We start from the raw sequence: 21,286 nt of genomic DNA, 5'->3' as shown, positions 1-21,286 counted from the left end.
CTGGCACCCGCACTACCCGGCGCCCGCGCCTTCACTCCCGGGCCGCGCCCGGGTCGCAGGGAGCCTCGCCGTACCACCCGGCGTGCGAGACCCCGCTCAGTACTGCATACGCTCGTCGCTGTGCCCTGCCACACGGCGCACCAGCCAGCGCGGGGCCACCCGCAGCACCGCGTTGGCCGTGCGGTAGCGCAGGCTGGGGGTGCACAGCACCTGGCCGCGGCGCACCGCCGCGAGCGCCGCCGTGGCCACCTGCTCCACGTCCAGCCAGGCCAGGTCCGGCCAGGCGTCCTCCGGCTTGCCAGCCCGCTGGTGGAACTCGGTGCGGGTCAGGCCCGGGTGCACGCAGGTGGCAGTCACCCCGGTGCCGCGCAGCTCGGAGGCCAGGCCCTCGGTAAAGGTACGCACCCAGGACTTGTGGGCGGCGTAGGTGCCCATGGCGGTCAGGGCCACCATGGAGGAGACGTTCAGGACCGCCCCGTACCCGCGGCTCACCATGCCGGGCACGGCCGCGTGGGTCAGTACCAGGACCGCCCGCACCATGACCTCCAGGGCCGCCAGCTCCTGCTCCAGGCGTCCGCCCACGAAAGGCTGCCCCACCGCGAAGCCGGCGTTGTTCACCAGCAGGTCCACGCAACGTCCCGCCACGTCCGCCGCCGTGTGGGGCGCCACCTCGCAGGGGGCACCCCCCGAGGTCAGGCGCTCCCGGCCCCGCAGGGGCGCACCGGTGCGCAGGCGCTCGGCCACCAGCTCCAGCCCCGCGGCGGTGGCCAGGTCCGCGGGCAGCACCTGCACGCCCACGCCCGCCACCTGGGTGAGCTCCTCGGCCAGCAGCTGCAGACGCTGCTCGTCCCGGGCCACCAGCACCAGGTCGTGCCCCGCCGCGGCCAGCTGCCAGGCCAGCTCCTTACCGATGCCGGAGCTCGCCCCGGTTATCAACGCAGTTCCCACGCGCAGAGTCTAACGGCACCTGCATCAAAGCCGCCGACGGCGGCGCTGACCAGCCCCAGGTACGCGGACGCCGTCGGCACGTGCGCAGCACCGACGGCGTCCCTGGAGGCTGCGTGCAGCCTCAGCCCTTGACCGCGCCCGCGGCCAGACCGGCCTGCCAGAAGCGCTGGAGCACCAGGAACATGACCACCAGCGGCAGTACCCCGAAGAGCGCCCCCTGCAGCACCGCCCCGTAGGTGGGGTTGAAGTAGGAGACCATCCCGTACAGGCCCAGCGTCACCGGCTTGAGCGAGACGTTGTTGGTCACCATCATCAGCGGCAGCAGGAAGTTGTTCCAGGTGGCCACGAAGATGAACAGGAAGATGGTCACCATCGCCGGGGCCAGCAGGCGCAGCACCATGGTGAAGAAGATGCGGAACTCCCCGGCGCCGTCGATCCGGGCGGCCTCCAACAGCTCGTCAGGCACGGAGGCCTCCGCGTACATGCGGCCCAGGAACACCCCGAAGGGGCTCACGCAGGAGGGGATGATGATGGACCAGATGGTGTCGGTCAGGCCCAGCGAGTGCATCACGATGTACAGCGGGATGGTCAGCAGGGAGATCGGCAGCAGCAGCCCCACCAGCACCGTGCCCTGCAGCAGCCGCGCCCCACGGAACCTGAACTTGCTGATGCCGTAGCCCGCCATCACGGAGATGAGCGTGCCCACGACCCCAGCCACCGTGGAGTAGAGGACCGAGTTCGCCACCCACCGCCAGAAGTGCCCGTTGGTCCACTCCATCAGGGCACGGTAGTTTTCAGCCACCGCGTTCCTGGAGAACCACATGCCGTTGGAGGTCAGCAGGTCCGAGTTGGACTTGGTGGCGGATATGACCACCCAGTAGATCGGCAGCAGGAAGTAGAGCAGCACCAGCAGCAGCACCACTCGCGTGACGGTCTTGGCGAGCCTGGAGGGCTCCAGGGCCTGGGCGTGGTCTGTCTGGGACGGGTGGTACTCCCGGCCGTCAGCCAGCCGGGCGACCTTGCGGCCGGAGCCGGCGTCCACCAGGGGGACAGCTTGCGTGCTCATGACCAAGCCCTCACTTCCTGTTGAGCCTGAGCTGGACGAAGGCGTAGACCGCGGCGAGCAGGCCCGCGATCACCGCCATGACGATGGAGACGGCGGAGGCCAGGTGCTGGTCGCCCGGCGAGGTCATCATGGTGCTGTAGGCCAGCATCATGGGGGTGTAGGAGGACCCCATCCAGGCCTGGCTCGAGGCCATGATCGTCGGCTCGTTGAAGAGCTGGATCGTGCCGATGATGGACAGCAGCACCGTCAGCAGGGCCGCCCCGGAGACCATGGGGATCTTGATCCGGGTGGCCACCTGGAGCCCGGTGGCGCCGTCCAGGCGGGCGGCCTCGTAGAGCTCCTGCGGGATGGCCTGCAGGGCCGCCAGGAACACCAGCATGTTGTAGCCCGTGAAGGTCCAGGTGGTCATATTCGCCATCGACGCGAGGATCACGTTCCTGGAGAAGAAGTCCACCCCCAGCAGGCCGGACAGGGGGGAGAGCTGGGGGCTGTAGATGTACAGCCAGACCATGGCGGCCACCACTCCCGGGATCGCGAAGGGCAGGAAGTAGCCCAGGCGGAACACGGTCACCCGCTTGACCAGGTAGGAGTCCAGGACCAGGGCCAGGACCAGGGCCGTGCCAATCATCACGGGGATCTGGAAGGCGGCGTACAGCACCACGCGGCCGATACCCGTCCAGAAGTCAGAGCTGGTGACCACCTGCTGGTAGTTCTCCAGGCCCACGAACACGGTGACGCGCTCGCCGCCGCCGTAGGGACCCCCGCCCGCGACCTTGGACTGGAAGAAGGACTGGTAGACCGAGACCACGATCGGGATCACGAAGGTTGCGGCGAAGAACAGGGCGAAGGGCGCGGCAAAGACCCACCCGAACAGGTTGTTACGACGCTGGCGGGCTCGTACAGCCCGTAGGTTGGCCGCGGTAGGGCCAGGCTGGGCCTTGAGGGCACTGGCCGCTCTTGGCTGAACCGTCTTGGTGCTCATTGAATGGTCCTTGCACAGGGGGCTAAGGGCACAGGCGCGCCCAACGGGAGAAGAGAAGTCCGGTGGGTGGCGCGGCGGCCGCACCACCCACCGGACGGTTCAGGGGCTCACTGAGTGAGGGTGAGCCGGTAGCCGGCCGTCACTCAGCGACCTTGAGGTTCTGCTTCTTGAGCGACTCCACGGCCTCCGTCTGGCCCGCCTTGAAGACGTCAGCGACCTTGGCCTCCCCGGTGGTGACCTTGCCGCCGGTCTCCGTCATGACCTTGGAGGTGGAGGCCCAGGTCGGGGAGAAGGGGAAGTCCGGGTTCATGGTGGCGTTGGCCTCCGCGAGGAAGCCGTAGACGTCCTGGCCGCCCCAGAGCTTCTTGATCTTCTCCGGGGTCTCGGGCTTGCCGGTGGTGGCCGCCACGACCAGGCCCTGGGTGGTGAGGTCCGCGACCTGGGTGTTGAACCAGTCCAGGAACTTGACCGCCTCAGCCTTGTGCTTGCAGCCCTTGATGACGCAGACGGCGGAGCCGCCGTCGGGGCCGGTCATGTCCTTGTCACCGAACTTGGGCAGCTTGGCGACCTGCCACTGGGTCTCCTCCTTGCCGAGGTCGTCGAGCATGAAGGCGGGCTCCCAGCCTGCCGCGACGGTACCGATGAGGCTGCCGTCGGTCAGCTTGGTACCCCACTCCTTGCCCCAGCGCCCGTCAGAGAGCACCAGGCACAGGCCCTCGTCGATCAGGCCCTGGATCACGGTGGCCACCTTGCCGGACTCGGGGGAGTCGATGTTGACCTTCCAGGTGTCACCGTTCTCCACCGAGAACCAGGTGCCACCGGCGGCGGCAGCCAGGCCGGGCAGCATGTTGCCCGCCTCGTCACCCTGCCAGGTCATGATGTACTTGCCCTGCTCCTTGGCCTTCTTGGCGGCTTCCTTCAGCTCGTCCCAGGTGGTGGGTACGGTGATGCCGATGGCGTCGAAGGCGGCCTTGTCGTATACGTAGACGAGCGGGCCGGAGTCCTGCGGGAGACCCACCACGACCTCACCCAGGGTGCACTGGGAGACCAGGCCAGCGGCAAAGTGGTCGGCGTAGCCGCCCTCCTTGATCTCCTTGGCGACGTCCTCCAGGTTGCCCTCGATGTACTGGGAGGCGACGTGGCCGAGGTTCACCTGGGCCAGGTCCGGGGCGTCCCCGGCCTTCACAGCCTGGGAGATCTTGGAGTAGGACTCCTCGGCCTTGCCCTCGAACTTGGTGGCCTCTACCTGGATCTTGGGGTTGTCCTTGTTCCACTTGGCGACGATGTCCGCGACCTTGGTCATACCCTCACCGTCAGGGAGGCGGTGCCAGTACTTGAGGGTCACGACGTCACCCTCGGCCACGGAGTCCTTGCCGTCGCTCATGGCGCTGGTGGCCTCACCGGCAGGGGTGGTCTTGCCGGAGCCGCAGGCAGCCAGGGTGGCGAGCGAGGCGGTGGCGGCACCGCCAGCGAGAACCTGACGACGAGATACAGAAAGTGTGGTCTTCATTGAACCTCTCCTGATGAGTCGGAAACCAAGCCCCGATGCTCGGTCCTGATCGATTGCCGGGGAAAGCAATTGACTCCATGCACACGATAATGAGCGGGGTGGGTGAAAGTCAACAAGACGACGAGAAGCCGTAGGCACCGGGCCCGCTCCGCAGCCGCCTCACGGCACCTCAGGCGGCTTGGCAGCCAGGGCACCTCCAGCGACACCGGGACCGCCGTCGCCCCCCCCGCACTCACCGCAGCGCACGCAGCAACCGCCCCCGGGACCGCCGCCGCGCGCCGTCGTCACCGTGCACCAGCAGCCTGGACGACCGTGGGCGCCCCCACGGCCCAGGCGGCCTCGACCTCGGTACGCTGCGACCATGCGACTAGCCACCTGGAACGTGAACTCGATCCGCACCCGCATTGACCGTGTGCTGGGATTCCTGGAACGGGAGGACATTGACGTCCTGGCCATGCAGGAGATCAAGTGCAAGCCCGAGCAGTTCCCGCACCAGGCCCTGGAGGACGCTGGCTACGAGCTGGCGGTGCACGGCCTGGACCAGTGGAACGGGGTGGCTATCGCCTCGCGCGTCGGCCTGGAGGAGGTGGCCACCGGCTTCCCCGGGCAGCCCGCCTGGGCCAAGGACGAGAGCGCCAGCCCCGTCGTCGAGGCCCGCGCCCTGGGCGCCACCGTGGGCGCTGCGGGACAGCAGGTACGGCTGTGGAGCCTCTACGTGCCCAACGGCCGCGAGCTCAGCCACCCGCACTACGCCTACAAGCTGGAGTGGCTGGCGGCTCTGCGCCAGGCCACCGGGCAGTGGCTCGCCGCCGAGCCCGAGCTGGCGCTGGCGCTGGTGGGCGACTGGAACGTCGCCCCGCTGGACGAGGACGTGTGGGACATGGGGTCCTTTGCCGGGGCCACGCACGTGTCCGCCCCCGAGCGCGCCGCCTTCGCCGCCTTCGAGCAGGTGGGCATGCGTGAGGTCACCCGGGAGCTCGTGGACGGCTACACCTACTGGGACTACCAGCAGCTGCGCTTCCCCAGGAACGAGGGCATGCGGATCGACTTCGTGCAGGCCTCGGCCGCCCTGGCGGCGCGGGTCTCCGGCGCGGCCATCGACCGTTTTGAGCGCAAGGGCAAGGGGGCCTCCGACCACGCCCCCGTAATCGTCACCCTCCGCTGACCAGTCACTCCCGCTTCCCTCCCGTTCTCCGCGAGACCGGGACATCGGTACCGCGAGACCGGGACATATGGCTCACGAGACCGGGACATATGGCTCACGAGACCGGTAAGGGGAGCCTAAGTTGTGGATATCTCGGTCGGGGTGAGGTGGCCGATGGGCTCTCGACGACGGCGGGACCTGCTGCCCGCCACATGTCTCGACGCCGCGCCACCTCCGTCCGCACGAACGCCGCACTGAGGCCGTCTAGCTCCGTCTGCGCTAACGCAGCGCTGAGGCGACCCACCGCCGTCACCCCCGCCGGGCTGGCAGCGTCCGCACGAACGCTGCACCTACCCCACAAAGACGCCTGCCGTCCGCACTAACGCACACCGGCACCACAAACGCCGCCTGCCGCCGTCCGCACGAACGCCGCGCCGCGCCCCGCCGTCGCCCTACAGGCCCAGCACCTCGTCGTTCAGGGCGGGCCACAGACGACGGTGCTGCTCCCCGAAAGGCTCCGCCCCCAGGAACACCGCCTGCCGCCCCGCCACCGGATCCACCCACAGGAAGGACCCGGACTGGCCAAAGTGCCCGAAGGTCTGGGGGCTGTTGCCGCCGCCGGTCCAGTGGGGGTGCTTGCCGCCCCGGACCTCCACCCCCAGCCCGAAGTCGTTGGGCTTGTGCAGGCCGTAGCCGGGAACCACGCCGTTAAGCCCCGGGAACACCGGGGCGCAGGCCTCCGCCGCCAGCTCGGCTGCCACCAGGGTCGGCGCCGCCAGCTCCTGGGCGAAGCGCGACAGGTCCTGCGCGTTACCCGCCCCCGAGTGCGCCGGAGAGCCGGGCACCATGACGCTCGCCATCCCCAGCGGCTCCAGCACCGTCTGCTCCACCCAGGCCTCCAGGGGGGTCGCCGTCGCCTCCTCCAGGCGCTGCCCCAGCAGCTCGATACCGCGGTTGGAGTAGATGCGCCGCTCCCCCGGCGCCGCCCGCAGGACCTCACTGCCGTCAGCCGCCGGCCCGTCCAGGGACACCCCGGAGGCGTGCGCCAGCAGGTGGCGGACCGTCGCCCCCGCCAACGGTGACGACGGCGGCGCGGCCGGGTCGTCCAGGTGCAGCATCCCGCGCTCCACCGCCACCAGGGCGGCCCAGGCGACGATCGGCTTGGTCACGGAGGCGAAGGGGAAGACCTCGGTGGTGCGCCCGGCCTCCAGGACGGTACGCCCACCCTCGGTGACCACCAGCGCCACCGGGAAGGTGAACTGGGCGAGCGTGGGCACCCGCTCCGCCGTCGGCGTGGCCCCGTTGTTCTGGCTCATACCCAGCCCCTTACCGCAGGCACAGGCGCTGCTCGTGCAGCACCTCCAGGACCGGGGACCGGGAGGCGCGCCCGCTGCCCAGGGCGGAGGCGATCTGCTGGCTGAAGGAGTCCACGCGCCGGTTGGCCTCACGCAGGTCGTAGTAGCACTGGACGAGCTGGTCGTACTCGGCGAAGGCGTCGGCGTGGTCAGCGGGATGCGGGTACCTGTCCACCGCGGTGGTGACACTCAGGGGCAGGCGGGGCTTGAGCTGGGGGTCCTGGGCCGGGTGGCCGACCAGCAGTCCCACTACCGGGAAGGTGCGCGCCGGCAGCTGCAGGGCGGAGATGACCAGGCGGGGGTCCCCCAGCAGGGAGCCCAGGTAGCAGGTGCCCAGCCCCAGGGACTCGGCGGCCACCACCATGTTCTGGGCGGCTAGCAGGACGTCCTCCACGGCCTGGAGGAAGAGGTTCGTCGTCTCCAGGGGGGCGAGGTCCGCGCCTGCGCGCTCCCGCAGCCAGGCGTTGCGGTGCAGGTCAGCGACCAGCACGAACAGCTCTCCGGCGCGGCCGCCCACGTAGGGCTGCCCGGAGGCCTGGTGCAGCTGCTCACGGACCTGGGGGTCGAGCACCCGGATGATGGTGCACTGCTGCTGGAAGGAGGAGGTGGGGGCGTGCCGGGCGGCCTCCAGGAGGGTGGTGACCAGCTCCGGCGGCAGCGGCTCCGGGGTGAAGGCGCGGATGGTGCGGTGGGACATGATGCTGCGCAGCGTCTCGTTGGACACCGGGGTGCTTTCCGGGGTGCGCAGGTCTGTTGCGGTCATGTACCGACCATAGCCAGGTCGGGGGCTGGCGACGACGACGACGGGGTGCGCGTCTGCTTGCGGGGCGGTTGTCCACAGGCTGTTCGGTGCTCCCGGATCTCGTGGTGCATATGTCCCGGTCTCGCGGTACCGATGTCCCGGTCTCGCGAGACCGGGACATATGGCTCACCAGACCGGTACGCACCGACCGTTACCCCCCGAAGTCCCACAGAAAACAACCCCCACGCAGACGCCAGAAACCAGCCCCAGAACAGCAGCCACCACAGCACCCCACCGCTGCAACGGTCATGCCACCAACGACGGCACACGACGTCGTCACCCCTGCAAACGCAAGCGCTTACGCGACCAGCCCACCAACGACGGCACACGACGACGTCGCCCCCGGGCAGGTAGCCAGGACACCCACAGAAACGGGCCTGGCGCGGCAGGAACACAGCCCTACCGCGCCAGGCCCGACCGGAACCAAGCAGCCCCTCAGCCCAAGGCGCTCACCTCAGCCCAAGGCGCTCACCTCAGCCCGAGGCAGGACAGGTCAGCCCAGGACGATCACGTCCCTGCCACCAGGCTCCACGCCCTTGACCACCTTCACCGGGCTGGTCCGGGTAATACCCTCCACCACCACCCGCTCGGTGGACGTGCTCGTGAGCTTCTTCTGGGTCAGCACCGTGGTCCCCCGGCGCAGCGCCAGGGTGTCATACCCGTCACCGTCCCAGTCACCAACCAGCACCTGGTCGGTGCTGCGCCCCAGCGAGATCGAGGCGTACACCGGCGCGTCCACCCGGTTGTCCGCATAGAACACCACGCGGGTGCCCACACGCACAGCCCAGCTGTCGTCGCCGTCACCGTCCCAGTCACCATAAAGCAGCTTGCCGTTGCCCTTGGCCTCCACAGCCGACACATAAGCAGGCTTGGCACCCTCCGGCACCACCGGCCCGCCCGGCGCCCCAGTCGGCTTCACCGTCGGCTCAGCCGACGGCGACGCCGACGGAGCAGCAGACGGCGACGCACTCGGCCCCGCCGTCGGCCCGTCACCCGGCTGCTCCCCCGGCTCAGCGCACAGCGCGCCCACACGGATCTCGGCAGCACCCCCGAAGGCGTCACCGTTGTGCGAGCTCAGCTGCGTCATCTTGACGAGCTTGGCCTGCGCGACCTTCTCCGCAGGCAGGTTCACCGCCTGCGGGGAGGCGGTGTCCTCCAGGCGCCCGGAGGCCACCTCGGTCCAGCTGCTGCCGTCCTCAGACACCGACAGCGTGTAGTCCTTCACCCGGGTGTTGGAGAGGTCCCGACGTCCGGTGTACTCGAAACCAGTCACCTTGCAGGTCTTGCCCTGCGGCAGCCCCAGAGTGATGTGGTGGGGGAACTGGTCGCTGCCGCCCTTCCACCTCGTGTGCCAGAAGGACGCCGGGTCGCCGTCGATCGCCGCGGCCGCGGGACCGTTGGGGCGGGGCTCCCCCACCGTCTCTTCCGAGTCGAAGTCCACCAGGGTCAGCTCACTGTGGTCCAAGGCGTTAGCCAGCCTGACCCGCCCACCGTTGACACTCACCTTCACGGTGACGCTGCGGGTGCCGTTGGAGAAGGTCAGGTCCTGGTCCGCACCGTCGTAGACGAAACCGGGGATGTTCACCCACTGCTCCAGGCGGTTGCCGTCCTGGTCCGCCCGGAACCGACCCAGCTCAACGCCACCGATGCTGATGGCGACGTAGCTGCCCGGCTCAAAGCCACGCACCTCCATGAGGACCCGGTCACCGACCTTGAAGTCCGTGTCCGGCACGTTGGCGGTAGCACTGACAGAGGGGTCCCACTCGGCGGGCAGGGCCGTGGCCGTGGCGCCGTCGGCCACGTGGACCACCGTGGTCACTGACTTGCCGCCCACCGTCAGGGTGAGGGTGTAGTCGCCCGCGCTGGCGTAGCGGTGGCTGCCCAGCAGACGGTACAGGCCCGCCGCGTAGTAGGCGGTGCGCGGACGGTCAGCCTTGATGGTGGCCGTGGTGTCGGCGCTGCCGTCGCCCCAGCTGACGGACACGCTGGAGCCCGCAGGCAGGACCGAGGCGGAGCGGCCGTCGGCGTCGTCAACCGTGTCCACCGTCAGCGAGGTGCCGTCAGTCTTGGTGCCCGGCGCGGAGAGCAGGCCCAGCGGCAGGGTCACCTCCTGGCCGGTGGGGGCGGTAAGGCCAGCAGTGCCAGCCAGGTCCACGCCCCAGGTCACCTGGGGGCTGTCAAAGTAGTTGGTGTGCTCAAAGGCCCAGCGGGAGCCCTGGGTGACCATGCGCTTGACGAAGTCGTTTACGTCACGGTCACTCTGCTCGGACCAGCCGATCTCAGCGTGGCTGGCGGCCCGGGCCCACAGCAGGAACTCGGTCTGGTCCCCACCACGCTGGGTCTCGGACCACAGCGGCCCCTCCAGCCCCAGGAGCTTGCTGTCGTCGACCCCGCCGATCACCGTGGCCGGGTCCCAGGTGTAGTAGTGGCGCAGGTCGCAGTCACCGCTGCAGGCCCAGCTGATGGCGATCGGGGTCTTGGGCGTGTACTTCTGGTCCAGGTAGGCGGCGTCGGCCTTGGTCATGAGCACCTTGGCACCCTCACGGGTCACCGCGCGCGTCACGTTCCGGGTGTCACCCACCCAGTACTGGACGCCGTCGCCCGCCTGCAGCGTGGAGGTGGCGATCTCCGACCAGCCCAGACGGTTCTTGCCGGTCTCACGCACGATCTCACCGATACGGCGGACCATCTCGTTGAAGTCAGCGATCCCGTGCCGGGTCACGAAGTCGTGGGACTCGTCGCCACCGACGTGGAGGTAGGGCCCGGGGGTCATGGCCGCCACCTGCTTGAGCACGTGACGCATGAAGGTGTAGCTGACCTCCGAGTCCGGGTCCAGGTAGGAGTATCCCACGCTGCCGGTGCCGTTGGCGGGGGCGGTGGGCTGCTCGCTGGTGCCCTGGTGGGAGGCCCCGGCCGTGTTCAGCTCGGGGATGGCGTGCAGGGCGGCGTTGGTGTGCCCAGGCAGGTCGATCTCCGGGATCACGGTGATGTGCTTGGCCCCGGCGTAGGCGACGATCTCCTTGTACTGGGCCTGCGTGTAGAAGCCGGTGCGGCCCAGCTCGTTGTCTGGGGCCCGGTCGTGGGTGTTCATGGAGGTCTTGCCGGAGACCTCGGTCAGCCTGGTGTAGTCGATGGTGTCACCCTGGACGCGCCCGTCGTTGGTGATCTCGATGCGCCAGCCCTGGTCGTCAGCCAGGTGCAGGTGCAGCGAGCTCATCTTGAGGTCGCCCATCTGGTCGATGATCTTCTTGACGTCCTCCACCGGCAGGAAGGAGCGGGCCGGGTCCAGCATGATCGAGCGGTACTCGAAGCGCGGCGCGTCCTTGATGGAGACGGCGGGCGCCGTCCACACCTGGGTCACTGCCGTGGGGGACTCGACGGCGGGCGGGAAGAGCTGCTTGAGGGTGCGTGTCCCGTTGAACAGGCCGTGGTCGCTGCTGGCGGTGACCAGCACGCCTTCGGAGGAGACCGTCAGGGAGTACGCCTCCTGGGCCCGCCCCTTGCCTACCGCCGGGTCACCGGTGGCCAGCACGATGTCGGTGTCCTTGGCACCGTTGCTCTCCACCACCGGGATCTCGTAACCGGTGGCCGCGCGCAGCTCGCTGGCGAGGATCTCGGCCACCGCGGCGCCCTTGTCGCCCGCGACCACCACGCGGCTGCTGGGGTCCAGGGTGAAGGGCTGCTTGGTGGCCGAGTCGTCCTGGAGGTCCGTGGGCAGGGGCACCAGGTGCAGCTTGGTGTCGGGTGACTGGGGGACCGGGCCGTTCCACACCTCCAGCTCGTACAGGGAGACCCCGTAGTACTGGCCGTTGAAGGGGGTGCGGGCCTCGGCCTGCATCTTGACGTGCTTCCACTGCTGGCCCGCCACCTCTGGCTTGAGGCTCTGGGTGTCTACGGTGCCGCAGGTGGGCCGGATGGTGTCGGTGGCGCGGGTCCACTGGGCGCCGTCGTTGGAGACCTCCAGGTGGTAGGCCGCGGCGCAGGCGGTCTCCCAGTGGATGGTCACGTGGTCGACGGTGGTGGACTGGGCCAGCTCGACGGCGATCCAGGCCTGGTCGCTCTTGTCGGAGGACCAGCGGGAGGCGCCTTCGGTGTTGCCGTCAATGATCGTGTCCGGCTGGAACCTGTCGCTGACCTCGGTGCCGGAGGCGGTCACGCGGGCCCCGGCGGTGGCCAGGGCGACGTTGGCGGCGTCGGCGGCGACGGCGGCCGGGGTGGTGCCTGGTGCGGCGGCACCCACGCCCAGGCCGCTGATGGCCAGGGCACCTGCGACCGCGCACAGGCGCGCTAGTAGGGAGTTGGGTCGGATCCTCATTGTTCCTTCCTAGGGTTGTCGGGGTTAGGGAAGCTTGTTGGGGGCGGGCCCTGTGGCGGGCCTGCTGCGGGGACCTCTGTGGTGAAGCCGGCGCGGGTCCTGGGGGTCTAGGACACGGACACCACTAAGGCTCCCCTTACCGGTTTCGTGAGCCATATGTCCCGGTCTCGCGAGCCATATGTCCCGGTCTCGCGAGACCGGGACATCGGTACCACGAGACCGGTACGTCCCTGGCCGGTCGGGGTCTGGCAGGTGGGTACCGGGAGGCCGGGGCCTGCCTCAGCCCTGGGCCGGGCGGCGGCAGACCCCGGCAGCTGGTCACTGGGTGGTAAGAGTGTCCTTTCCGTCAACCCTCACGACCTTGAGCGGGATCCCCTTGGGAACCGAGCCCCTGGTGGTGGCGGTACTGGTGAGTCGCTCCTGGTAGAAGACGGTCGTGCCACGGCGCAGCGCCAGGGTGTCGCGCCTGTCCCCGTCCCAGTCACCCACGTAGACCTCGTCCGTGGAACGGCCCAGTGAGATAGAGGCGTAGACGGGGGCGTTGACCGTGTTCTCGTTGTAGAACACCACCCGGCTGCCCACGCGCACCGCCCAGGTCCTGGAGCCGTTGCCGTCCCAGTCTCCGTGGAAGACCTTCGCCCGGGAGCTGCCGAGCATCGCGGCCACGTAGGCAGGCATGCTGCCCTCCGGGACGCCAGGCGGGGTGGTCGGCCCGGCAGTGGGCTGCGCACTGGGCGTAGCGCTCGGCTCCGCAGTGGGCTGAGGCTCGCTCGGGGGCACCGGCTGCCCCGGGGCCGCGGGCACCGGCGCCGTCGTCGAGTGGACCGCCTCCAGGGTGATACCCTCCGGACCCGCTCCGGCCTCCTTGGAGGCCACCGCGACGGCGATGGTGTTCTCCCCCTGCAGGTTCAGGAAGCCCTGCGGGACGGTGAAGGAGCTCTGGGGGCCCATGTCACCGATGTAGACCCCCGTGTTCCAGCCGTTGACGAACAGCGTCAGCTGGGAACGGTCGGTCTTGGAGCTGAAGCGAGCGGAGTCCACCCGCAGCCGGAAGGCCGTGTCCTGGCCAGCCGGGACGTCCAGCCGGGCCTTGGCCCGGTACCAGGTCACGCCCGGGGTGGCAGCATGCAGGTCAGTGGCCTGCTGCCAGGAGGAGTCGTCCAGGTCCTTGCCGTACCAGCGGGCCTTCTCCCCCTGCAGCCCACCGTTGTTGTAGATCGTGCCGGAGGGGTTGGCCGGGTCCTTGGCGGAGGCGGCGCCAGCACCGGTGATACGCCAGGTGACCGGCCCCTGGGAACCCAGGCGGGCGTCGTAGAGCCCCCGGTTCTCCTTGGACTGTGAGGTGCTGGTCCAGGCCCCGTTGTTCCAGTCCAGGCTCAGGCCCAGGTTGTTGACCAGCACGGCCACTACCACCGGCTGCCCGGCCTTGACCGAGCCCGCCGGGGACTGCACCTGCTGCCAACCGCCGCTCGCCGGTACCGCCCCGGCGAACTGCCCGTTGACCCAGACCTGTGCGAAGCCAGGGTTGCGGCCCTGGCCCGGGGCCCCCGCAGAGGCCTTGGCGTTGAAGGAGAGCACCGGGTCGTCCGCGGCCGCGGTGTAGTGGGCGCGGTACCACACGGAGCCGTTGTGGAAGCCGTAGTGGTTGGAGTCGAGCACCACGCCCTGCTCGCTGCCAGGCCCCTGGAAGTTGCCGTCGCGGTTCCGGTAACGGACGATCCCCGGGTAGTCCTCAGACTGCTTGGAGGTCTTGTCGTCCGCCAGGGTCCAGCCCGAGTCGTCGTAGCCGGGCTCAGCGTAGGCGTTGTCCTCCTGCTTGACGAAGGACAGGGCCTGCTCAGCCACCGCCTTCGGCCCCTCCAGGCTGCCGGAGGCGACCCCCTGGTCCGGTGCGCCCAGGGCGGCACCGTTCCAGGTGACGGCGGTGGTACCGGACGGGGCCAGGACCCGCAGGCTGGAGGCCTGGGAGACCGAGCCGGTCAGTGCCAGCGTGCCACCGGAGATGGTGGCGGTGCGGGCCAGCTCGACGCCCTCCACGGCCACCGGCACGGCCTGGCCGTCCTTCATGGCGGTCAGCATCCAGGTGGTCTGGGCGCTCTCCCGGCTGATGATCCGCAGGCTCAACGGGCTCTGGCCAGCCGGGGTGACGGTCACCTCAGCCGGTTGGGCCCCGTGGACGTAGTTCAGGCGCAGCTCGCCGCGGGCGGCGTCCCAGGTCTTGGTGGCCCCCTCCGGCAGCGTGACCTGAGGCTCAGCCGGGTAGTGCAGGACGGTCTCGCCGTCGTCGCCAGCCTTACCCACCAGGTACTGGACGGCGCCGACCTCGCTGGTCACCGGGGCCCCGAAGAGCTGGGAGGTGGTGTAGTACAGCTCGTGGCCAGCGATCTTGGCGTCCGCCGTGAGCAGGAGCGCGTCGCGGCCGTGCAGGCGCAGGCTGCTGCCTTCCTTCTGCGGGACGCGGCTCCAGCCGATGGTGCCCTCAGGCACTGCGGGGGAGTCGGAGGGCAGCGCGGAGGCGTCCGGGAACAGGCGCAGGGCGTCCACCGTCACGAAGCTGTCCGAGGAGTCCGGGAACCTGGTCCCGTCCACCGTCACCTTGACCGTGTGCTCAGCCGGGGCGGAGGTGTCCGGGGCGCGCCAGGAGAAGACCGTCTGCCGGGGCCTGGGTCCGTTGGTGGTCTGCTCCTGAGTCTTTCCGGCCTCCTGCCCGTCCACCGTCACGGTGGCGGGCCCGTGGTTCTCCGAGAAGGGGGCGATGATGTCGAAGCCCACCCCGGTGAAGGTGAAGGAGTATGAGTCCCCCGCCTGCCTGGAGAAGCTCTCGTCCCCGTTGATGTCCCCGGCGGTCCAGGACTGGCCCGAGGCGTGCGTCCAGGAGCCGGTGTAGGTGATCTTGCTGGTGTCGGAGCTGTTGACCTCCACCGGCTTGCTGGCGGCCGGGACGGTGACGTCGAAGGCGTCGATGTCCAGGACGTTGCCGGTGCCGCCCCCCAGGTTGGTCACGGTTATGGTGTGCTCCCCCGGCTGCAGGTCGGAGACCTCGAAGGCCACCAGCTGGGTGGGCTTGTTCTGCTCCGTGGCTACCGTGGCGTCGGTGACGGTCTGGGCCGGGCGGTCGTCCACCTGCACAGAGAAGGCGCCGTGGTCGGTGCCGGTGGCGACCACCAGCCGCACCCCGGTGCCCTGGAAGCGCAGGGCAGCGGTCTCCCCTACGGTGCTGGAGCGGGTGACAGTGCCCTGGGCGGCGGTAGCATCCGCCACCTGGGTCCAGCCGCCCTGGTAGCTCACGGCGGCGTGCCGGTCGTCGTGGCTGAAGCCGACGGCGTTTCCGGCCTTGGCCTGGCCCAGGACCAGCGGCAGCGTGAGGCTGGTCTCGCGGGTGTCGTTGGAGTCAGACAGCCGCAGTGCGATGGTCTGGGTTCCGTTGCCGGTGGCGGAGCTGGACTTGTCCGTGGCCTGACGCTGGTAGACGTTTACCCGTCCACCCGGGCTGACGCTGGGCTTGGCGGCCTTTACGGGGTCCATGGAGGCGATCTGGGGGACGGCCTGCTGGTAGTAGCCGATCTCCTTCTGCACGGAGGCCTTGGCAGTCAGCTGGCGGTCCTCGGTGATGCCGGCGCCGTAGTCGTAGGAGGTGAATCCCGACGCCGGGGAGCCGGTCCAGCCCCAGTTGGTGCCACCGAAGGCCATGTAGAAGTTGAAGGCGGTGACGCCGTTGCCGATGTTGTGGACCCCCCACTGCCGGGTGAAGCCCTCGTCCGTGTACTGGTAGCAGTCGGAGGCGTTGTAGCTGGCGCCCCAGGGGGTGAAGGCCCCACCCTGGGACTCGGTGATGAAGTGCGGGGAGCCAGGCGCGAACCGGCGGAAGGACGCCTCCGAGTCGTTGATCGTCTTGCGCGCGGCAGAGCAGTTGAAGCCCACCGGGTAGGTGTCGTAGGCGTAGAAGTCCAGGCCGGTACTGCTGGTGTCGGCCAGGCGTCCGCCCAGGCCCCAGTCGTTGTGGAACAGGGGCACGGTGATGCCGGTGTCCTTGACGTGCTGGGTGAGCTCGGCCAGGAAGGCCCGGTCGGGCTCGTTGCCCTCGGTGAGCTCGTTCTCCACCTGGTAGAGGAGCACTGAGCCGCCGCCGGTGGTGACCTGGTGCTTGGCGATCACCTCGTTGACGGCGGTGAGCCAGGACTTGGAGGCGGCCAGGGCCTTGGCGTCCTGTGAGCGGAGGCCCCCGCCGTAGTTGCTCATGTAGGCGGGCAGCCCGCCCATGGAGATCTCGGCGTTGACGTAAGGGCCCGGGCGGGCGATCACGTACAGCCCTTCCTGCGCGGCCAGGGTCAGGAGCAGGTCCAGGTCCTTGGTGGTCCCGGGAGTGAAGTCGAAGGCCCCGCCCTCCTCGCTCTGGTGCAGCCCCCAGAACATGTACAGGGAGACGGCGTTGTAGCCGTTGGCGCGCATCTTCTGGAAGATGTCGCGCCAGCCGTTGACGTCGGGGATGCGCCAGTAGTGGATCTCACCGGACCAGATGCTCAGGCGCTCACCGTCCACCATGAAGGAGTTCTTGTCGAAGGTGACGGTGTGCGGCCTGCCGTCATTGCCTGGGAAGACGATGCTTGCAGGTGTGTAGCGGTTCACGGCAGACAGTCCTGGGTGGGCGGTGGTGTCAGCAGGGGCGGCGCTGGCCGTGGACAGGCCGGTCCCGCCTAGTGCGAGGGCAGTGCACAGCGCCAGGGCTGCCGCTTTGGAACGACCGGGCCCACCACGTAGGCGCACCCGCGTAGCGGAGGCAGACAGGGGGACGGACATCGTCACTCCTTCGTGATCTGGGATGGGGTTCTTGCCCACTTGCAGGCTTGCCCGGGAGCCGGGGACGCGCCGGGACCTGCCCGCAAGTGTTCTTGTTGCACGGAACCGGTCCAGCACCATTGCCGTGATCGGTTCTGCGCGGTTTCGAAACCTACCATCAATAATTCACAGGTAACAGGTTGATAAGCAGAGTTTGCGGACTTGACCGCCAGGTATCCCTCAGATGGCATAGCATCCGTCAGATGTCCACAGCCTCAGCCGCGCCTACCAGTCACTGTCCACAGGCCGCAAGGGGCTGCACCGGCTTCGCGGTAGTGGACGTGGAGACCACCGGGCTGTCCGCCCAGCGGGACCAGGTGCTGGAGATCGGGGTGGTGCAGCTGGACGCAGCAGGGCAGGAGCAGCAGTCCTGGTCATCCCTGATCGGGGTGGAGGGCCTGCACAACGCAGGCCCCACGGATATCCACGGGCTCACGCTGGCTGACCTGGCTGGGGCGCCCGCCCTCGACCAGCTGCTGGACCTTCTGGCCCAGCACCTGGCTGGCCGGGTGCTGGTAGCCCACAACGTGCGCTTTGACCTGGGCTTCCTGGTCCCGGCCCTGGTCAGCAGCGGGCACCTGCCGCCGGAGCCGTCCCTGCCGCAGGTGTGCACCATGCGCTCGGCCCGCCGCTTCATCACGACGCCGTCGCGTTCCCTGCGCTCCTGCTGCACGGCGGTGGGGGTGCCGCTGGAGCAGCACCACACGGCCCTGGCTGACGCCCGCGCCTGCGCGGGGCTGCTGCGCCACTACCTGCAGGTGGCGGTCGGGCGCGGGCAGGCCGGGCCCTGGGACGAGGAGCTGGCTGCCGCCCAGGAGCTGGACTGCTGGCACTGGGACGCGGCGGCAGCCCGGGAACAGGCCCGTCTGCTGCGCCCCCGCTGAGACTGCCGTCCCGGCAGCGGCGCCCCCGCGTAACCGACTGGGAGGTGGCCTCCAGCCACGCCCTCTCCGCCCGCAGGTGGCGGGAGCAGGAGCCCGCAGGTGGCGGGCAGCAGTCGGGTTGCAGAAAGCACCCGGCCCTGCGCAGGCGGTTGCCGCGCAGGGCCGAGCACTGGCCGCTGGCTCTCAGGCCAGGGCCGGGAGGGGCTTTACTTGGCCAGGACCACCACGTCCTTGCCGTCCTGGTGGACCACCTTCACCGGACCGGCCCCAAGCACCACCTTGGTGGTGGTGGTGCTGGTCAGGCTCTTCTGGAGGTAGACGGCGGAGCCACGGCGCAGGGCCAGGGTGTCCGTGCCGTCGCCGTCCCAGTCACCCACCAGCACCTGGTCCGTGCTGCGCCCCATCGAGATAGAGGCGTAGACCGGGGCGTCGGCCCGGTTCTCGTTGTAGAACACCACCCGGCTGCCCATGCGCACCGCGAAGGTCCTCACGCCGTCGCCGTCCCAGTCGCCCTGGAGCACGGTGCGCCCAGGCACGCTGCGGGAGGCGGCCACGAAGGCAGGCTCCACGACCGGGGCCTCAGGTGCCGGGGTCTCAGGTGCCGGAGACGTCTCAGGTGCGGAGGGAGAGGGGCTGGGCGTCGGCTCCGGCTCCACGGCAGGCGGGGCCGCGACCGTCAGGCCGATCTCACCCGCCACCAGGAACTTGGCGTTACTGCCCGTGGAGTAGCTGTTCAGCGCCATGAAGCGCACGTAGCGGGCGTGGGTGTCCAGCTCGATCCGCTGCAGGGTGTCGGTGTCCGCCAGCGTGCCGGAGGCTACCGGCTCCTCGCTCCAGGTCCGCCCGTCAGCCGAGGTGAAGATCTTGTACTCCTTGGCGCGCCCCATGTTCAGGCCCTGACGGGCCGTGTAGGTCAGGCCCACCACGTGGGGGGTCTGGTCCGCCGGGACGTCAGAGTCCTTGACCTTCAGGTCGATCCAGTGCCCGGTAACCGGGTCGAAGCCGGGGGAGGCGTTCTTCCACTGGGTGTGCCAGAAGGTGTTGGGGTCGCCGTCAACCGCCGCAGAGGCCGGGCCGTTGGGGGCGGTCTCGCCGACCCTCTCCTCGGAGTCCGCGGCCACCGCCTCCGGGCGCACGTCCGGGCCGCGCGTGGCGGTCAGGCTCACGCTCACCTGGGTGCTGCCGCCTTCGTAGACGACCGGGAATACCAGCTCGGCCGGGCCCACGCCCTTGGCCTGCACAGAGAAGGTCAGGACGGCCTGGCCCTGGGCGGGCACCGTCGTCGGCACCTCGCCAGCGGCGGTCACGGTGACCGTCTCGGAGGCGGGAGCCGCCACGCTCAGACCGGTCAGCTCGGTGCCGGTCGGGTTCTTCACGGTCACGGTCACCGTGGTGCCGGTACCCGGGTAGACCGTGCTGGCGGCGGCGGCAGCAGAGGCGTTCGGCTGGGTGCAGTGGTTGCCCACCCAGGCCATGGACAGGTTGCGGTAGAAGATGCCGCCGTAGCCCTGGTCCTCCGACAGCAGACCGATGCTGCCGTCAGCCTGCACCGCGATGGTGGAGTAGCCGGTGAAGGCCTGGTTGAACACCTTGCGCTGCACCCAGCTGCGTCCGTCGTCGCAGGACAGGGAGATGGTCCCCCGGGTGCGGCCGGAGCCAGGAGCGTTGCTGAACAGCAGCACCTGGGCCTTGGGGTCGGTGGGGGCGGCGTTGGGGTAGGCGCGGATGACCTGGCCGTTGTTGGTGGAGTCGGGCAGGTTGCGGTCCACACGCACCTCCCCCCAGGTGCGGCCGCCGTCGGTGGAGTGCGACACCTTGCGGAAGCCGCTGCCCGCGGAGTCACGGGAGTTCATCAGCAGCGAGCCGTCAGAGAGCTCGACCACCTTGTTCTCGTCCATGCCTGCACCCACCGGGGTGCCGACCTGCCAGGTGTCCCCGTGGTCGTCGGAGAACAGGGAGACGGCCTGGAAGGTGTGGTCAGCCCGGCGCACTGTGAACTGCTGCACCAGGCGCCCGGTGTGCGGGCCGTTCTTGATCTGGATCCCCTGGCCGGAGGCCGCGAAACGACCGACGGCGTTGATGCCCTGGTCCACCTCCGCGGTGATGTTCCGGTGGGTCCAGGTGTAGCCGTTGTCCGCCGACACGGAGACCTCGGCGTGCATGATCCGCCGGTCGCTGGCGTCTGTACCGGCCTTGGGCTGGGGCCACCCGGCGTCATAGGACTTCACGTGGAAGTTGAAGATCTTGCCGGTCTGGTAGTCCACCACGTAGGAGGGGTCGGAGTAGCCCTCCTTGGCACCCGTCTCAACACCCTGGTGGATGTAGGTCGGGTCCTCCCAGGTGCGGCCGTTGTCCTTGGAACGCCGCTGCACGATGTGGTTGGGGTTGGGGGAGTCACCACCGAAGTGGCCGTTGTCCTTGGGGCGCTCGTCGTAGGAGGCCAGCAGGTCCCCGTTGGTGGCCACCGCGATCGCGGGGATGCGGTAGTTGTCCGTGCGCGTCGTGGTGACCAGGGCCTGCGCCTCACTGAGGGAGGCAGGCAGTGAGTCGTCCACGCCAGGGGCGGTGCCGGGCTGGGCCGGGTCGAAGGACGAGGCCACAGGCAGCGGGGTTCCCTGGTAGCGCAGGGTCTGCAGGGCAGAGCCGTCCGCAGTCAGGACGGCGCTGACAGTCATGGTGGGGGTCCAGCTGCCGCGGGCGGCGTCCTGCTCGGAGACGGTGTAGGTGATGGGGTTGCAGTTGTAGACCGCCCCGTTACCCGGCTGCAGGTTGCGCCAATTGCACTGGTTGGTCTCCCCGAAGCTGGACTCGGTGACCTCCAGGTTGACGGCCTGGTCCCACAGGGAGCGCAGGCGGGGCACCACGGTGACGACGTCACCGACCTGGTAGGTGTCCTTGGCCGGGGTGACGGTCACGGACTCCACCTGCACCGCGCTGCGGACCGCGGTGGTGGCACCGGTGACGGGCTCGGGGGTGTTTAGCGCCTCCCCCTGGTAGTTGACGGCCTTGACCGTGTAGGAGATCGAGGGCGTGAAGCCTCCGGCGTCCAGGTCCTCCTGGGTGACGGTGTGGGTAGCCAGGCCGGTGCAGTCAGTCTTCTTCTGCTGCGGGGCGACGTTGCGCCACTTGCAGCGGTCCACCCCGCCGGAGAGGTTGGTCTCGGCCAGGTCGAAGGAGCGGGCCTGGTCAGACAGGTTGGTCAGGGTGATGTCGTAGCTGAGCACGTCACCGACCGCGTAGATACCCTGGGGGCTGCCACCCACCTGGGTGATGGTGATGTCCATCAGCCCGTCTTTGGTGGGCACAGCCGTGGCGGTTGTGGCGGGAACTGTCAGCACCGCACCCGCCAGCGCCAAGGCGCTGAAGGTGCCTACCGTGGTGCTGCGCCACAGGGACTTCTCTGTTCGCATACGGAGCTCCAATGGGAACGGGAACTACCGACGT

General features: G+C 69.4%; 11 protein-coding genes. 2 read left to right on the top strand and 9 right to left on the bottom strand.

Translation table 11 applies throughout. The features are described from left to right. Positions 1 to 96: 96 nt before the first annotated feature. The 4 genes from JG540_RS01345 to JG540_RS01330 form a co-directional block, all read right to left on the bottom strand. Positions 97 to 948: an SDR family NAD(P)-dependent oxidoreductase gene (locus tag JG540_RS01345; RefSeq protein ID WP_200276278.1), complete on the bottom strand. Its 852-nt coding sequence runs from the start codon at positions 946 to 948 to the stop codon at positions 97 to 99. Positions 949 to 1,069: 121 nt separating this feature from the next. Continuing rightward, a complete protein-coding gene (locus JG540_RS01340; protein ID WP_200276276.1) occupies positions 1,070 to 2,014 on the bottom strand; it encodes a carbohydrate ABC transporter permease in 945 nt (314 codons plus the stop codon). Positions 2,015 to 2,024: 10 nt separating this feature from the next. Continuing rightward, a complete protein-coding gene (locus tag JG540_RS01335) occupies positions 2,025 to 2,996 on the bottom strand; it encodes a carbohydrate ABC transporter permease (RefSeq protein WP_200276274.1) in 972 nt (323 codons plus the stop codon). Positions 2,997 to 3,135: 139 nt separating this feature from the next. Next, complete coding sequence (locus tag JG540_RS01330) at positions 3,136 to 4,506, bottom strand: ABC transporter substrate-binding protein (RefSeq protein ID WP_200276272.1); 1,371 nt, start codon at positions 4,504 to 4,506, stop codon at positions 3,136 to 3,138. 361 nt (positions 4,507 to 4,867) lie between these two features. Between JG540_RS01330 and JG540_RS01325 the strand changes: the two genes are divergently transcribed. After that, positions 4,868 to 5,671, top strand: coding sequence for an exodeoxyribonuclease III (locus JG540_RS01325; RefSeq protein ID WP_200276270.1), 804 nt, complete (start codon positions 4,868 to 4,870; stop codon positions 5,669 to 5,671). A 431-nt stretch (positions 5,672 to 6,102) separates the two neighbouring features. Here the strand turns inward: JG540_RS01325 and JG540_RS01320 are convergent, their stop codons facing one another. The 4 genes from JG540_RS01320 to JG540_RS01305 form a co-directional block, all read right to left on the bottom strand. Then, complete coding sequence (locus tag JG540_RS01320) at positions 6,103 to 6,966, bottom strand: serine hydrolase domain-containing protein (protein ID WP_200276268.1); 864 nt, start codon at positions 6,964 to 6,966, stop codon at positions 6,103 to 6,105. Positions 6,967 to 6,976: 10 nt separating this feature from the next. Next, a complete protein-coding gene (locus JG540_RS01315; protein WP_200276266.1) occupies positions 6,977 to 7,768 on the bottom strand; it encodes an NADPH-dependent oxidoreductase in 792 nt (263 codons plus the stop codon). Between the two features lie 532 nt (positions 7,769 to 8,300). Then, complete coding sequence (locus JG540_RS01310; RefSeq protein ID WP_200276264.1) at positions 8,301 to 12,122, bottom strand: family 20 glycosylhydrolase; 3,822 nt, start codon at positions 12,120 to 12,122, stop codon at positions 8,301 to 8,303. Positions 12,123 to 12,440: 318 nt separating this feature from the next. Continuing rightward, complete coding sequence (locus tag JG540_RS01305; protein WP_200276262.1) at positions 12,441 to 16,919, bottom strand: beta-galactosidase; 4,479 nt, start codon at positions 16,917 to 16,919, stop codon at positions 12,441 to 12,443. A 242-nt stretch (positions 16,920 to 17,161) separates the two neighbouring features. On the opposite strand from JG540_RS01305, the gene JG540_RS01300 reads away from it, so the two are divergent. Next, positions 17,162 to 17,842 (top strand): 3'-5' exonuclease, encoded by a 681-nt coding sequence (locus JG540_RS01300; protein ID WP_200276260.1) that lies wholly within the window; start codon positions 17,162 to 17,164, stop codon positions 17,840 to 17,842. Between the two features lie 206 nt (positions 17,843 to 18,048). Here the strand turns inward: JG540_RS01300 and JG540_RS01295 are convergent, their stop codons facing one another. Next, positions 18,049 to 21,252, bottom strand: coding sequence for an exo-alpha-sialidase (locus JG540_RS01295; RefSeq protein WP_200276258.1), 3,204 nt, complete (start codon positions 21,250 to 21,252; stop codon positions 18,049 to 18,051). Positions 21,253 to 21,286 lie beyond the last annotated feature (34 nt).

This window comes from Actinomyces weissii (genome assembly GCF_016598775.1).
Taxonomy (GTDB): domain Bacteria; phylum Actinomycetota; class Actinomycetes; order Actinomycetales; family Actinomycetaceae; genus Actinomyces; species Actinomyces weissii.
This window is presented reverse-complemented; position numbering and strand designations above follow the sequence as displayed.

Coding starts and splice junctions, on each gene's coding strand:
- JG540_RS01340 (WP_200276276.1), bottom strand. CDS start 2,014: ATGAGCACGCAAGCTGTCCCCCTGGTGGACGCCGGCTCCGGCCGCAAG.
- JG540_RS01335 (WP_200276274.1), bottom strand. CDS start 2,996: ATGAGCACCAAGACGGTTCAGCCAAGAGCGGCCAGTGCCCTCAAGGCC.
- JG540_RS01330 (WP_200276272.1), bottom strand. CDS start 4,506: ATGAAGACCACACTTTCTGTATCTCGTCGTCAGGTTCTCGCTGGCGGT.
- JG540_RS01325 (WP_200276270.1), top strand. CDS start 4,868: ATGCGACTAGCCACCTGGAACGTGAACTCGATCCGCACCCGCATTGAC.
- JG540_RS01320 (WP_200276268.1), bottom strand. CDS start 6,966: ATGAGCCAGAACAACGGGGCCACGCCGACGGCGGAGCGGGTGCCCACG.
- JG540_RS01315 (WP_200276266.1), bottom strand. CDS start 7,768: ATGACCGCAACAGACCTGCGCACCCCGGAAAGCACCCCGGTGTCCAAC.
- JG540_RS01310 (WP_200276264.1), bottom strand. CDS start 12,122: ATGAGGATCCGACCCAACTCCCTACTAGCGCGCCTGTGCGCGGTCGCA.
- JG540_RS01305 (WP_200276262.1), bottom strand. CDS start 16,919: ATGTCCGTCCCCCTGTCTGCCTCCGCTACGCGGGTGCGCCTACGTGGT.
- JG540_RS01300 (WP_200276260.1), top strand. CDS start 17,162: ATGTCCACAGCCTCAGCCGCGCCTACCAGTCACTGTCCACAGGCCGCA.
- JG540_RS01295 (WP_200276258.1), bottom strand. CDS start 21,252: ATGCGAACAGAGAAGTCCCTGTGGCGCAGCACCACGGTAGGCACCTTC.